At 39.2% G+C, this 14,993-nt stretch carries 15 protein-coding genes and 1 other annotated feature; of the genes, 2 read left to right on the top strand and 13 right to left on the bottom strand.

Annotated features, from left to right (window positions below; all coding sequences use genetic code 11):
• From ACFSFY_RS16450 to ACFSFY_RS16410, 9 genes are all read right to left on the bottom strand, one after another.
• Positions 1-927 carry an ABC transporter ATP-binding protein gene (locus tag ACFSFY_RS16450; RefSeq protein WP_381539957.1) on the bottom strand — a complete coding sequence of 309 codons (927 nt, stop codon included), beginning with the start codon at positions 925-927 and terminating at the stop codon, positions 1-3.
• A complete protein-coding gene (locus tag ACFSFY_RS16445) occupies positions 914-1,933 on the bottom strand; it encodes an ABC transporter ATP-binding protein (RefSeq protein ID WP_381539955.1) in 1,020 nt (339 codons plus the stop codon). Before ACFSFY_RS16445 ends, ACFSFY_RS16450 begins: the two co-directional genes overlap by 14 nt.
• 374 nt (positions 1,934-2,307) lie before the next feature.
• Entirely contained in the window at positions 2,308-3,282 is a 975-nt protein-coding gene (locus ACFSFY_RS16440) for a DUF4003 family protein (protein WP_381539953.1), read from the bottom strand.
• Between the two features lie 51 nt (positions 3,283-3,333).
• Positions 3,334-4,134 carry a tryptophan synthase subunit alpha gene (gene trpA, locus ACFSFY_RS16435; protein WP_381539952.1) on the bottom strand — a complete coding sequence of 267 codons (801 nt, stop codon included), beginning with the start codon at positions 4,132-4,134 and terminating at the stop codon, positions 3,334-3,336.
• Positions 4,127-5,338: a tryptophan synthase subunit beta gene (gene trpB, locus ACFSFY_RS16430; RefSeq protein ID WP_381540382.1), complete on the bottom strand. Its 1,212-nt coding sequence runs from the start codon at positions 5,336-5,338 to the stop codon at positions 4,127-4,129. The genes trpA and trpB overlap by 8 nt, the downstream gene beginning before the upstream one ends.
• A gap of 6 nt (positions 5,339-5,344) precedes the next feature.
• The gene (locus tag ACFSFY_RS16425) at positions 5,345-5,959 is read right to left on the bottom strand and encodes a phosphoribosylanthranilate isomerase (protein WP_381539950.1); all 615 of its coding nucleotides are present in this window, start codon (positions 5,957-5,959) and stop codon (positions 5,345-5,347) included.
• On the bottom strand, positions 5,956-6,744 hold the full coding sequence (gene trpC, locus ACFSFY_RS16420) for an indole-3-glycerol phosphate synthase TrpC (RefSeq protein ID WP_381539948.1): 789 nt from the start codon (positions 6,742-6,744) through the stop codon (positions 5,956-5,958). The genes ACFSFY_RS16425 and trpC overlap by 4 nt, the downstream gene beginning before the upstream one ends.
• Entirely contained in the window at positions 6,741-7,772 is a 1,032-nt protein-coding gene (gene trpD, locus ACFSFY_RS16415; protein ID WP_381539946.1) for an anthranilate phosphoribosyltransferase, read from the bottom strand. The genes trpC and trpD overlap by 4 nt, the downstream gene beginning before the upstream one ends.
• Before the next feature lie 38 nt (positions 7,773-7,810).
• Complete coding sequence (locus ACFSFY_RS16410) at positions 7,811-9,181, bottom strand: anthranilate synthase component I family protein (protein WP_381539944.1); 1,371 nt, start codon at positions 9,179-9,181, stop codon at positions 7,811-7,813.
• A 73-nt stretch (positions 9,182-9,254) separates the two neighbouring features.
• Positions 9,255-9,481 (bottom strand) — a binding site (T-box leader).
• 193 nt (positions 9,482-9,674) lie between these two features.
• Here ACFSFY_RS16410 and rluF point away from each other — a divergent pair.
• Positions 9,675-10,379, top strand: a complete 705-nt coding sequence (rluF, locus tag ACFSFY_RS16405; RefSeq protein ID WP_381539942.1) for a 23S rRNA pseudouridine(2604) synthase RluF — start codon at positions 9,675-9,677, stop codon at positions 10,377-10,379.
• 74 nt (positions 10,380-10,453) lie between these two features.
• On the opposite strand, the gene ACFSFY_RS16400 is transcribed toward rluF, so the two are convergent.
• Genes ACFSFY_RS16400 through ACFSFY_RS16390 form a run of 3 tightly spaced genes read right to left on the bottom strand, consistent with a single transcriptional unit; the run spans position 10,454 to position 12,721 of the window.
• Positions 10,454-11,179 carry an amino acid ABC transporter ATP-binding protein gene (locus ACFSFY_RS16400; protein WP_381539940.1) on the bottom strand — a complete coding sequence of 242 codons (726 nt, stop codon included), beginning with the start codon at positions 11,177-11,179 and terminating at the stop codon, positions 10,454-10,456.
• Positions 11,180-11,194: 15 nt separating this feature from the next.
• Positions 11,195-11,860 (bottom strand): amino acid ABC transporter permease, encoded by a 666-nt coding sequence (locus ACFSFY_RS16395; RefSeq protein ID WP_381539938.1) that lies wholly within the window; start codon positions 11,858-11,860, stop codon positions 11,195-11,197.
• 39 nt (positions 11,861-11,899) lie between these two features.
• A complete protein-coding gene (locus ACFSFY_RS16390) occupies positions 11,900-12,721 on the bottom strand; it encodes a transporter substrate-binding domain-containing protein (protein ID WP_381539936.1) in 822 nt (273 codons plus the stop codon).
• Positions 12,722-12,975: 254 nt separating this feature from the next.
• On the opposite strand from ACFSFY_RS16390, the gene mgtE reads away from it, so the two are divergent.
• Positions 12,976-14,334 carry a magnesium transporter gene (gene mgtE, locus ACFSFY_RS16385; protein WP_381539934.1) on the top strand — a complete coding sequence of 453 codons (1,359 nt, stop codon included), beginning with the start codon at positions 12,976-12,978 and terminating at the stop codon, positions 14,332-14,334.
• A gap of 387 nt (positions 14,335-14,721) precedes the next feature.
• On the opposite strand, the gene ACFSFY_RS16380 is transcribed toward mgtE, so the two are convergent.
• A partial coding sequence (locus ACFSFY_RS16380; protein WP_381539932.1) for a transposase occupies positions 14,722-14,993 on the bottom strand: 272 nt, incomplete at its 5' end.

Raw genomic sequence — 14,993 nt, 5'->3', positions numbered from 1 at the left:
TTAAAGCATCGCGACAGAGTGGGTATCTGAGATTTTCTTAAGGTCGAATAATCTCCCCTCGTCGTCAAAATAGTTATCGTAATCTGTCCGATATTCATCGTCAATCGCTTGACGTAAATGTGTTTTTTCCAGTCGTTTTGCCGGATCCATTTCTGGAATCGCAGAGATCAAACGCTTTGTATACAAGTGTTGTGGAGTGCTGTAAATTTCGTCAGCAGTACCTTCCTCAACGAGACGCCCTTTATACATAATCCCTATCCGATTACATAAATGCTGGACAACCCCTAAATCATGACTAATAAAGAGATAAGAGAGATTAAATTCCTTCTGAATATCTTGCATGAAGTTTAGTACTTGTGCTTGTACAGACACATCAAGTGCTGAAACGGGCTCATCCGCAATAATAAGTTTAGGGTTTAATGTCAACGCCCTTGCAATTCCAATTCTTTGGCGTTGTCCACCTGAAAATTGGTGTGGATATTTATAAACAGCTTCAGGACCTAATCCAACGCGTTCAATAAGAGCTTGTACTTTATCTAACTCTTCTTTTGGCGACATTCTTTCATAATTTCGTAGAGGTTCGGCAACAATATCTAGTACTCTTTTTCTCACATTTAGTGATGAGTAGGGATCTTGAAATATCATTTGAATATCACGTGATTGTGCGCGTTTTTTTCTCCCTGACAATTGAGCAAGATCGGTCCCTTCAAAAAGAACTTCACCCTCAGTTATATTATTTAATCCAATAATAGCTCTACCAGTAGTTGTTTTTCCACAACCGGATTCCCCTACAAGTCCATAAGTTTCGCCGGGTTCAATTTCAAAACTAATCCCGTCAACCGCTCTAACTTGATCTACGACGGTCTTAAAAAATCCACCCCGAATCGGAAAATGAACTTTTAGATCGTTTACTTTAAGCAAAGACATGATTATCCCCCTCTGACTCTTCTGGTCTGAAGTGGAAGTTCTTGTAGCATGTACAGCGTACAAAATGCCCAGGTTCTACTTCATGTAACTTCGGATTGTTTTCATGTTCACTTTCAGCTATCCAAGGAACTCTAGGTGCAAAACGGCAACCGTTACGATCAAGCGCCTGTAAAGAAGGCACCATTCCTTCAATAACATGCAGTCTGCCTTTATCTTTTATATTCGAAGGAATTGAACTGAATAATGACTGTGTGTATGGATGTAAGGGCTTTCTAAACAACTCATTCACTTCAGCCAATTCCACAACTTCTCCTGCGTACATTACAGCGACACGGTCGGCCATTTCGGCAACAACACCAAGATCATGTGTTATTAAAACAATACCTGATTTCATCTGTGTTTGTAATTCCTTCATGAGATCCATAATTTGTGCTTGAATTGTTACGTCAAGAGCAGTTGTTGGCTCATCCGCAATTAGTAGGACGGGATCACAGGCAAGTGCAATTGCTATAACAACACGTTGTCTCATTCCACCAGATAGCTCATGGGGATATTGTGAAAATACACGATTTTCATTTTTTATTCCTACACGACGTAATAACTCGAGCGTACGTTTTTTCATATCAGCCGATGATAGTTTAAGATGATACTTCATTGGCTCTACGATTTGTGCCCCTATAGTAGAAAGCGGATTAAGCGCAGTCATTGGATCTTGGAAAATCATACCGAGATCTTTTCCCCGGATTTTATTAAGTTTTGCTGGAGATAGATTAAGAATGTTTTGATCCCTAAAGTTGATTTGTCCCTCAAGTTTCGCAACTTTCTTATCATGAAGACCCATTATGGATAATGCAAGCGCACTTTTTCCGCAACCTGACTCTCCAACAATTGCAAGTACTTCATTCTCGTGGACTGTTAAGGAAACATCATCTACGGCTGCATAGTAATTATCTTTGATGCGAAATGATGTTTGAAGATTCTTAATTTCCAGTACTGATTTCACCAAAAAGACTTCCTCCTTACAATAAAAGTAAAAAACAGGTGTAAGTAAATAAATTTTCTGACTTTGTAAACACTGAAATTAATATACTACAAATATAATAATATGACAACCTCTTTTATGGTGACTGAATTTTATGACAAATATTTCAAATGTGACAAACATATTACAAACCCAGCTACGTCAACACTTCTAATACACTAATAATTCACCAAACAAAATTAATATTTTTTGTAACATTAATTGTTTCAACAAAAAAGAGCCGTTTACAAGATAACGGCTCTTTAAAAACAGATTCAATTACTTTAAATTCTAAACCTTTCGGGTCCCGATATTCATTTATGTATTGTTAACTAAATAATACGGTACAGTTTTATTATTTAATGATTCGCCGGGTTGTTGGCTGAGGAAGCCGCCATGGATGCCATAGTAGCTGCAATAACTGCCTGCTGTGCTTGAACTATTAACTCAATAGATGCAATTAGACTAACGCCAATTTCCTCATGAGAATCTGTCAACTCTCGCATTATATAACCCATTGCGATTGATAAGGCCATTTCCTTGTTCCAACTAAAAAGTTTCGAGTCTTCTAAAGCATGGGTCAGTTCGATTATTTCAGTGATTTCGGTGTTCGAAACACCGAATACCGTAAGAAATGCAACCATCGGATAGTGGAGAGGTTGTACTTTCGCCTCTTTCTTAAAACAATCTAATATACTGATTGCTCGGGAGACGAGTTGTTCTTCAAAGTTTATATCCACATATGTCATTAATTGAGACATCCATTGAAGTTCATCCCCCGAACGTAAGCCTTTCACACGCAGAGCATCATAGTATAGACGCATGGAACGAGCATGTTCTACCGGATTCTCATTCTTTTTCGCGAGCAATACGGCATATGCATAGTCGTCATCCGATGTTAAAAAGAAATGAGTCTTTTTCATTTCGTTGTATAATGATTTTGCATTTTTTGCTTCTTGTTCATATAACGTTGAATCATCGGTCATTAGAAGTGCCGCCAAATACGAATGGATTGTATTACGAAAACCCTCATTTCTTAGAACACGTTGTTTGTGGAATAAGCGCGCAGTCTCTTCGTTGATATCAACGCCTGGTTTATCTAGAAATGCAGCTATCATTGGAAGAAGATTTCCGCGAAGGGGAGAAAGCCAACTTGAATTTTCTTTAAGTGAATCCATTGCATGATTTAAATTCTCGGCAAAAAACTCGCGTTCCGATGTTACATAGTAAGATGTTATCGTCAGCACTACATTTTTATCGACAGTCCAACCCGCTAATGATTTTACTTTCTTATAAGTCCTATCAACTTCATTCACAATCCCATTCGTATCCAAGACGCACAACTCCTTTTGTATATGTACGGCTCATACGAAGAAAGGTTTCAATTAATGAATGGGTAATGACGAACTCGTACGTTTCGAAGCGTTTACCAATGCTTCTATTGTCTCCCAGTCTTCTCTATGAAGTGCTTTTACAATTGCGCTTCCAACAATAACTCCATCACACAGGGATCCAATTGATTTCACTTGTTCAGGTGTTGAAATCCCGAATCCTGCGAGTACAGGCACCGGACTTATCGCTTTCAGTTTCTGTAAATGTGCATCCAAACCATCGGTGAATCCTTCTCGAACGCCTGTAATTCCATTTACTGTTACTGCATAAATAAAACCTTCACCCGCGGTCGTTATTTTCTCTATTCGATCTGGTGGACTTGTTAATGAAACAAGCGGTATAAGAGCAATATCCGAATGATTTAACTCTTCTCTTAAAAACGCACTTTCTTCTATCGGTAAGTCCGGAACAATTAATCCACTAACTCCGCTGTTCGTACAATCTTTTACAAAATCCTTTATACCGTATCTTATAAGCGGATTTAAATACGTCATGATGACAATCGGAACGGTGATTTCATTCTTAAAAGACGCGAGCTCTTTTAAAACGATACGAAGTGTAATTCCATGAGTAAGTGCGCGCTCACCTGCTTCTTGAATAACAGGTCCATCCGCGACTGGATCAGAAAATGGGATACCAAGCTCAATTGCTGTTGCACCTACTTTTTGCAAAAACAAGATATTTCTTTTCAATGTTTGCAGGCCGTCATCCCCTGCCATAATATAGGGCACAAAAGCCTTATTTCCCGACTGGATACATTCGTTAATAGCATTTGATAAATGGGACTTATTCATTTCCAGCACCTCCAAGCGCATCTCTAACCGTCTGAACGTCTTTATCGCCACGTCCAGAAAGACAAATGACGAGGGTTTCATCCTTTCCCATTTCCTTAGCCAATTCGACTGCATATTTGACCGCATGTGCACTTTCTAACGCAGGAATGATTCCCTCTACTTTGGAAAGTAATTGCAATCCCTCTAGTGCTCCAGCATCTGTAACTGAAGAATATTTCACTCTACCAATATCATGTAAATGACAGTGTTCCGGTCCTACTGCTGGATAATCCAGTCCAGCTGAAATTGAAAAGGCTTCTTGAACTAATCCATCGTCGTCTTGCAAAATATACATATAAGCTCCGTGTAAAACGCCTTCTTTACCATCGGCTATCGCTGCCGCATGAAGACCGCTTTCAATGCCACTCCCCGCAGCCTCAACTCCGTGTAACGCAACTTCTTCATCTTCAAGAAATGGATGGAACATACCGATTGCATTGCTTCCGCCACCAATGCATGCAACGATTGCATTTGGTAGCTTGTTTTCTTTCTCAAGGATTTGTCTTCTAGTTTCCACACCGATAACACGTTGAAAATCACGAACGATTCTTGGAAACGGATGCGGGCCTAGAGCTGATCCTAAAATATAGTGCGTATCTTCAACATTCGAGACCCAGTAACGGAGCGCCTCATTTACCGCATCTTTTAACGTTCCTGAACCTTTATCAACCGAGACTACTTTTGCTCCGAGCAATTCCATCCTGAAAACATTCAATTCCTGTCTTCGAATATCTTCTTTACCCATGAATATTACACACTCTAGATTAAATAATGCACAAACCGTCGCTGTTGCAACTCCGTGTTGTCCGGCACCTGTTTCCGCAACAATTTTCTTTTTCCCCATACGCATCGCAAGTAATGCTTGCCCAACAGTGTTGTTTATTTTATGGGCTCCAGTATGATTTAAATCTTCACGTTTTAAATAGATTTTTGCTCCACCGGCAAATGCAGTAAGTCTTTCTGCAAAATACAAGGGTGTTTCACGACCGACAAAATCTTTTAAGTAATAATTCAATTCATCCGTAAATGCTGGATCTACGATTGCATCATCGTACGCCTTTTCCAATTCAATTAAAGCAGTCATTAGCGTTTCAGGTACGAATTGTCCTCCGAACTTTCCATATCTTCCCCGGATTTTCTCTTTTGTAGTATTTGTTTCATTCATCACTATTCATCTCTCCTCATTTTTAACTGCGCTTACGAAGGCACGTATTAAGTCATCATCTTTTCTATTATCTATTTCTACTCCACTTGAAACGTCCACCATATATGGTTTTACTCGTTGAATTGCTTCACTCACATTTCCAGGATTTAGACCACCCGCCAGAATGAGCTTGTTTAGGGGAACCCCGACATCCTCTAAGAGATGCCAATCGAAGGTTTCACCACTGCCCCCTTTAAATTCTTTTCCAGGTGTATCAAACAAAATAAAATCAACTTCATACTTTTCTGCTCGTTTGATATCTTCATTACTGTAGACTGATAACACTTTAATAGAAGGAAGTCCGATTTTTCCGATAAATTCCTGACTTTCATTTCCGTGATATTGGATATAATCAAGTGGCACACTTTCATACACACGTTTGATTTCTTCTGCTGTTGCATCTACAAACACACCTATTTTTAATACATTTGATGGAACCAATGAGGCTAGCTCGATGGCCTTATCAAGAGTTATACGCCTGCGACTAGGGGCAAATACAAAACCAATGGCATCCACTCCGGCTTCAACCGCTGTTTTGACATGCCCACTTTCCATTAATCCGCATACTTTAACTTTTGTCATCTGGATAAACCCGTTACTTCAACTTGCATTGAACGAAGAGTATCTTCAATTGTCCCACTACGCATAAGTGTTTCACCCACTAGTATTGCCTTCGCACCCATACCGGAAATACGCTCTGCATCTACTCGTCCGGTTATTCCACTTTCACTTATTAAAACTCGCTGCTCGCCAAATGGAAAAACAGCCGAAATTTCTTCTGTGCGAGCAAGATCCACTTCAAATGTACGAAGATCACGATTATTTACACCTATCAATTTTGCATCAACGGCGAGTGCTCGTTTTAATTCTTCTACATCATGTACTTCTACAAGCACTTCAAGTCCTAAGCCGGTCGCATATGAATAAAGTCCAGTTAATTCCTCATCATTTAACGCAGCAACGATTAACAAAATAACGGATGCCCCAGCTGCCTTTGCTCGATCTATTTGAATGGGATCAATCATAAAATCTTTACATAAGAGCGGAATAGGAACAACTTCCGCCACAGCTGCTAAATCATTAAATGATCCTTTGAAAAAGGTCTTATCTGTTAAAACTGAAATACATGCAGCTCCTGCGTTAAAATATGCACTTGCTTGTTCGACAGGATTCGCACCCCCAGCAATCAACCCTTTTGACGGAGAGGCACGCTTCATTTCTGCAATAACTTGTAGGTGACTTGCTTCATAAAGTCTTTTGAACAAAGAAGGTCGAAGTATATTTCTTGAGTGTACAACCTTATCATCCGCTCGCATTTCTGCTACTTCAAAACGCTTCTGCGCAATAATGTCATCTAAAATCGTCAATTTACAACCACCTTCTCAGATACTTTTGCACTAAATGCAATTACAGCTTCTAACTTCTGGTATGCAGCACCGGATAAAATGCTCTCAGTTGCTTGATGCACTCCTTCTGCAATTGTTTCAGCCTGCCCATTAGCAAACAAACCAATTCCAGCATTGAAAACAACAGTATCAAAACGCGGGCCACGTTCGCCTTTGAGGATGGAACGAAGAATTTCTGCGTTTTCATTTGCATCCCCTCCGATAATAGAAGAAATGGGTGCACTTGTTAGACCCACATCTTCCGCAGTTAAACTAAACGGAATAAGATCCCCACGGTCCAGTAAGACAAACGAGTTCTGTCCCGAAAGTGATGCTTCGTCCATACCTTCTGCACCTGCGACAACAATCGCCCGTTGTCGACCAAGCATATGAAGTGCTGTTGCATATTCCATTGTAAAGTCTGATAAACTAATTCCTGCAAATTGTGTTGAAAGAGGAATCGGATTTGTAAGTGGTCCTACCAAGTTGAAGATTGTTCTTTTTCCAATCTTTTGTCGGATAGCACCAATTCTTTTCATCTTTGGATGAACATTCGGCGCATACAAAAAAGTAATTCCCTCTTTTTCCAACAACTCCGATATTTCCTCTGAAGTAAAGTCTAGACGAATTCCGAGTGCCTCCAGTACGTCGGAACTACCCGCAGCACTTGATACTTTACGATTGCCGTGCTTGGCAACTTTTGCACCGGCACCTGCAAGTACAAAAGCAGTCGTTGTACTAACATTGAAACTATTCGTACCATCACCGCCAGTTCCACAGTTATCCATAAATGAACCTAACGGAACCTCTACATTGTTCGCAAATGTTCTCATAACAGATGCAAGTGCTGCTATTTCTAGAGCAGTCTCTCCTTTTTCAGATAAAGCAATTAGAAACTCCTCTATATCGGCGCTAGCTGCATCCTCACTAAATAGCACGTTCGCCACTTCTTCCATCTCTTCATACGTCAAATGTTGTTTCTCTTTGACTTTACTAATGTAATTCCTCAACTAAATCTCTCCTCTGCTCTGCTCTGCTCATTTTCACTTTATGTTAATTCTAGTAACGATCTTGCTTTATTTACCGTTTCCTTATATTCCAGTCTTGGTACCGATGCTTTAACAATTCCTGCTCCTGCTTGCACATAAGCTTTGTTGTTTTTAATGAGTAATGTTCGAATCGTCAATGCAAAGTCCATATTTCCATTAAAACCGATATAACCAATGGCTCCACCATATATTCCGCGGTGTACATTTTCTAATTCATCAATGATTTCCATCGCTCTCTTTTTCGGTGATCCAGTTACAGTACCGGCTGGTAGACAAGCAGTCAAAGCGTCGAGTGCATGCATTGAGTGCGACAACTGGCCTTTCACCTCAGAAACGATATGCATAACGTGCTGATAACGAACGACTTCCATATGACTGGTTACTTCAACTGTTCCCGGCACACAAACTTTACCGATATCATCTTTCCCAAGTTCAACAAGCATCTCATGTTCTGAAAGTTCTTTCGGGTCTGCCAGCAGCTCTTTTTCAAGCGCTAAGTCCTCCGCCTTATCTTTCCCACGTCTACGTGTTCCAGCAATTGGGTTTGTCATTACTATTCCGTTCGACACACCAACAAGACTTTCTGGCGAAGCCCCTACAACAACATGATCTGCAAATTCCATGTAATACATATATGGTGAAGGATTGCGCTTCCGAAGTTTTCGATAAAGTAGAAATGGATCTCCTGTAAAATCCGCGTCTAATCTTCTTGACACTACGACCTGACTCACTTCACCGGCCTCAATGTATTCAATAGATTTTCTTACAAGAGCTTCAAACTCATCTTGCGTTAATCCCGAAGTGAAGTTAGACAGCTCATAAGTAGTCTCTTTTACTTTTGAAGCAGTTAGAATTTGCTCCGCCAGTTCATCTAAATCATATTTACTTGCCTCTGCTCCGATTTCTGTGCGCAGTAGAGTTACTTCTTGTAAAACATGATCAAAGATAATAACTGTTTCATATATATTGAAATTTACATCTGGTAATCCAACGTCATCCTTTGGCTGATTGCCCGAATCATACGCAGCACCGTATCCAAAATAACCAACTGCACCGCCCGTAAATGGAAAATCATTATTATCAACAATCCTCGGCATAAGCCTTTTCAATAATCCCACTACATCGCCATCATGCGTATACGACTTACCCGTTCCGTAAACATATTCTTCAATTTTATTTCCTCGACCACTGTACGATTTCCGAGGATCCATTCCCATGAATGAATAACGTCCTGAGCCTTCGTGCATCGACGAACTTTCAAGTAAAAACTTCTGTTTCCCTTTTAATCTTCCGAATATCAATATCGGTGTTAATAAATCCCCATCTATTTTCTTCACTGTTGTTCTAAACCCTGTTTTTTCTATGCTCATCTTAACTCCCCTTATCTATTCTTAAATTATTGAAAACAAAAAGTCCTCTGCAAAAGGACAGACTAGTCCGATTGCAGAGGACGGAATTTACCGCGTTGCCACCTCAAATTGAAGCATTTCTGCTTCCTCTTAGCGTGTCTCATTATAAGACACATTCCGTAACGTGGAATCTACGTCTCCCGTAATTGCTTAAAGGAGCTCTCATAAGTCCATTCACATAGGCTGCGTATCAGTTTGCACCAACCACTGACTCTCTATGATCGCATTACCCAGGCTACTCTTCTTATTCAATAATTTCTCATCTATGCTCATCTCATCTAGTCCGTGGGCGGCATCGCTATCGACACCTTCTGCCCTTCTATAAATATAACTATTTCTATAACTTTAGAATAAATAGAACGAATTGTCAACCTTTTTATAATTCATGATTTTGAACATTTTAAGTGAACACGTTATAGTAGAAGAAAGAACTTAATTAGAAAAGGTGAACTCAATGAGAATAAATAAATATTTAAGCGAAGCAGGCATTGTTTCTCGTCGCGGCGCAGACCAATGGATAGAAGATGGAAGAGTTACCATAAACGGCGTACTATCCGAACTTGGTAGCAAAGTTGAATCGGGCGATGAAGTACACGTTGATGGAAAACTAGTAAAGATTGAAGAACAACTCGTTTATATCGCACTTAACAAACCTGTAGGTATCACTAGTACTACTGAGCGTCATATTGAAGGTAACGTGATTGACTTTGTTAACCACCCACTCCGAATTTTTCACATCGGAAGGCTTGATAAAGATTCAGACGGACTTCTACTACTTACGAATGACGGGGACATTGTAAATGAAATCCTACGCGAAGAGCATAATCATGAAAAAGAATACATTGTTACAGTAGATCGTCCCATTACGAAAGATTTTATAGCAAAAATGGAGTCCGGTGTCGAAATACTTGGAACGATTACAAAACCATGTAAAATAAAACAACTCGGCCCGAAGAAGTTCAACCTAACTCTGACTCAAGGATTGAATCGCCAAATTCGCCGCATGTGTTCAGCACTCGGTTATGGTGTATGGAATTTACAAAGAACGCGAATATTGAACATCCATCTGGGTGATTTACCAAAAGGCCAGTGGCGAGATTTAACAAAAGACGAGTTATCCGAAATGTTTCAAATGATGAACTATAAGCCAAAACGATAAAAGACTGTACTACACACTTTTCACAATGTGTAGTACAGTTTTTGGTTTTTAAAAAGGTTTACAAAAAGTTCAAATTACACATTTACCATTTCTAAAAATTGACGAGTTCGTGCATTTTTAGAGTGATTAAAAAATGCGTCAGGTGCTGCATCTTCAATAATCAGACCCTCATCTAACATAATGATTCGATCGGCTACTTCTTTCGCGAACTTCATTTCATGTGTAACTACGACCATTGTCATGCCATCATTTGCTAAGTCTTTCATTACCTGAAGTACTTCTCCGACAAGTTCTGGGTCGAGTGCAGATGTTGGTTCATCAAACAGAAGAGCTTTGGGTTCCATAGCAAGTGCTCTTGCGATGGCGACACGCTGCTTTTGTCCACCAGACAACTTATTTGGATAGACATCTCTTTTATCTGATAAACCAACTTTTTCAAGAATTTGAAGTGCGGCTTCTTGAGCAGCTTTCTTGTTGACCTTCTTCACGATAACGGGTGCTTCCATAACGTTTTCAAGCACCGTCTTATGCGGAAATAGATTAAAGTGTTGAAAAACCATACCAACCTTGGCACGAACACTTGATAAATCATCTTTTTTCAGATCAACTTTCTTTCCATCGATTGTAATGTCACCTTCATCCAATATTTCGAGGAAATTTAAACAGCGTAGAAGCGTACTCTTTCCCGAGCCACTAACACCTATTAACACAACCACCTCACCAGAATTGACAGTAATGTCTATTCCTTTAAGAACTTTTAGTTTCCCAAATGACTTATGGATGTTTTTCCCTTCCAGCATGTATTCCCCTCCTCATTAACTATCAACATCTAACTTTTTCTCATACCATTTAAGCAAACTAGTGAATATAAGAACCATTATTAGATAATATAAACCTACGACTAAAAATGTTTCAAATGGCTGAAAGCTTGCAGCTGCCTCTCGGTTTGCCATCCCGTACAATTCGGAAACTCCAATCACGTATACAAGAGATGAATCTTTCAACGTGATGATAAATTGGTTTCCAAGTGGCGGAATTGCCCGACGAAGCGCTTGTGGAAAGATAATTCGACGCATCGCTTGCCGATTATTCATACCGACAGCAAGACTTGCCTCTTGCTGCCCACGATCGATACCTTGTATTGCTCCACGAAAGATTTCCGCGATATATGCCCCGTTATGTACAGCTAACGCCAATGCACCTGCCCAAAAGTTCGACAGAGTAACAATAGATGTAATCCCGTAATAAAGGAACATTATTTGCACGATTAGTGGCGTTCCACGAATTATAGTAATATATAAGTTTGCAATCGTTTGCAAAACTTTAGATTTTGAGATTTTCATTAAAGCAAAAACAATACCAAACAAAGTTCCCAAAATGACCGCAATCGCAGTTATTTCAATGGTTATAAGTGCTGCTTTCAAAAAGCCTTCGTACGTCCGCACGAATACTTCATAGAGTGTAGTAAATAAGTCAGACACTAGCAATCACTCTCCCCGTTGTCGTTTCGTCCGCTCTTATTATTTCAATATTTCTACACCTTCTAAATCAACGTCTAGTAAATTACGATTAAACCATTTTTGTGATATTTCATCGTACGTACCGTCTTCAATTAGTTCTGCAAGCGCTTCATCAATGGCCGCTCTTAGAGCATCGTTTTCAGGTCGAACAACAACAGAAGCTTTCTCAACCCATAACGGTTGGCCTACTTCCTTAAGCTCAAATCCATTCTCAATCGATTCGAATCCAACAATGTCAGACGTAATAACAGCATCCAATCTACCCGGTATTGTTAAATCTTTTAAAGCAACAACATCACTGTTGTAATACTGAATATTATCGGATAATTCCTGTGCTGGCTGATCGTATGTTGTTTGTGCAACAACACCAATTTTCTTACCCTTTAAATCCTCGGCACTTTGAATATCTGTATTGTCTTTATGAACAAAAACCATTCCACCAGAATAATAGTATGGTTCTGTAAAGTTAGCTTGTTTTGCCCGCTCATCTGTATATGCCATCGAACCAATAATTGCATCATACTTTACGCCTATCAGTCCTTGCAAAATTGTTTCAAAAGGATTTGTCACCGGATTGGGTTCCAAACCTAACTTCTCTGAAATCGCGTTCCCAATATCAACATCAAAGCCCATAAGCTTTCCGCCTTCTTCATAGTTAAACGGTTTGTAAAGTCCACTCATCGCAAATGTTAGATTCCCTTTTTTCACAAGTTCGTACTCTTGGTTACTATCATCCCCTGTAGCATCTTTGTCTTTTCCACATGCGGATAGTACCAATATCGTAGCTGCTAGTAGTAAAAGCATCATCTTCAATTTACTCATCTAGACAATCTCCCCTTTTTTCCAGTTACTCACTGGATAGTTTGTCACCTGTGTTATTTTTCCTATTATACACAAGTTTAGTGCATAAATCCGAACAATTGGAATATTCGCTTCAGATACTTGTTTATTACAGTTTCAATTAGTCAACTTTTCATGTACCATTAAATAAATGAAGGAATCTGCTTAATCCCTATGAACAATGGCTTCCCAGCTCCTATTTTTGGTGTTGGAGCTTTTAGAAAGAGGCGAATCTATTGAAGGAAAAAATAAATAAAAATAAAATTGCAATTGTCCTAATACAACTTTTGAAGGATGCAAAAAAAGATGCTTTTAGAGAAGTTATTAAAGAGCTTATGCCTTATGACATTGCTGAGCAATACAATGAATTGCCTGTAAAACATCGCCCGCTTTTTTTAGAGTATTTAGATGTCCCTCAACTAACGTCGCTGTTACGACACCTCACGCGTGATGAACAGCTTCAAGTTTTACGCATTCTCAAACCGGTTCGCTCAGTTGAATTACTTGAGTTAATGAAGAATGATGATCTTGCATTTTTATTATCCGGTTTAAAAGATAGTCAAATCGAAAAACTAATTACACAAATGAAGCATGAAGAATCAGTAATTGTTCGAAGAATTCTTGCGTATCCAGAAAAGTCCGCTGGAAGAAAGATGTCTGACCGATATGTTTGGATTGATAAGAAGTATACGATTGAACAAGCGATTGAAAAGTTAAAACACTTCTCGGAACTGGCAGAGTACCTAAACTACCTTTATGTAATTGATGAGCATAAGAAGCTTGTTGGGGTTGTTTCTTACCGGGACTTGTTGCTGGCGGATAGTAAGACAACTGTAGATGAGATAATGACCAAAAACATAGTTAGTGTAGATGTCTATACAAAACAACAGGAAGTTGCAAAATTGATTGCCAGACATGATTTTGTTTCCATTCCTGTCGTAATTGAAGACAATACACTTGTTGGAATAATTACAGTTGATGATGTTCTGGATATCATCATGAGGGAAGCCGACGAAGATATCGAAATGCTTCTTGCTTCTGGTAAAGCCATTGATTTTAAAACAAAACCTTTAGTTGCCGCATACAGACGATTGCCTTGGTTAATTTTGTTACTATTTATTGGCCTAGTCTCGGGAAGCATCATTGCAAAATTTGAAGCTACATTAGAAGCCGTTGTCGCTCTAGCCTTTTTTATGCCAATGATTGCGGGAATGACGGGGAATACAGGAACACAGTCACTTGCCGTCGTAGTTCGTGGTCTTGTGACAGAAGATCTTAATACAAAACAAGCAATTAAACTCATTTTTCGTGAGCTTATTGTAGGAATAATAATCGGAATTACTTGTGCAATTATCATTTCCGTTATCGCTTACGTTTGGCAAGGAAGCCTAGTACTTGGCCTCGTCGTGGGTTCTTCACTTTTGATTACACTCATTATCGGTACAATAGCAGGAACAGTTATTCCACTTATTTTGCATAAGTTTAAAGTGGACCCAGCTGTTGCATCAGGCCCACTGATTACGACAATCAATGATATTTTATCGCTTTTAATCTATTTCGGCATCGCGACAATGTTCATTTCAAGACTTATGTAAAGAATCATTGAAAGTTAAAAGAAACATCTTTTCAATACTTAAGAATTTCTGCACAAATAGTACCAGAACCAAAAAAAGACGGTTCTTTGTCAAATAACGTTGGTGAAGAATTTTAGTCGATGATAATTGATTTATATTAGGACTGTTTAGAATGTCAGGAAAACTGATTTTCTAAACAGTCTCTTTATATAGTGAATCAAATAGCCGGTCTCTCTCCGTTCCAGATGGCGCTTTCCGCGGGCACGGCTTCAGTCTCCTCGTCGCGAAAACCACGCTCCTGTGGGGCCTTCAGCTCGCGCTGTTCCCGCAGGAGTCGCCATCTTGCACTCCAAGAAACCTGAAATGTACTTTTAAATAGAGTGAAAACTAATCACTTTTCAAGACAGATTAGGCTGCTTCCAAGTGTAGTTGTCTTAAATTAGATTCAACAGGCTTTAATTTAAAGTGAATTAAAATACGCTTTTTATAATTCATGAAATTTCTATAGCCATAAGCGACGCGATTTAGAACTTTAATCTTATTGTTAATACCTTCAATACGTCCATTATTGTAAGGATAAATAAAGCTATTCTCGATGTAAGAAAGGTGTCCCCTAAGTGTCTTTAAACTCGTTCTCATATAACCAGAAATAAGTGGATTTACTGACTCAGCCAGGTGAA

The sequence above is a fragment of the Sporosarcina siberiensis genome (assembly GCF_042681925.1).
GTDB lineage: Bacteria > Bacillota > Bacilli > Bacillales_A > Planococcaceae > Sporosarcina > Sporosarcina siberiensis.
The sequence above is the reverse complement of the archived record's forward strand: the minus strand, read 5'-3'. Positions and strand labels throughout refer to the sequence as shown.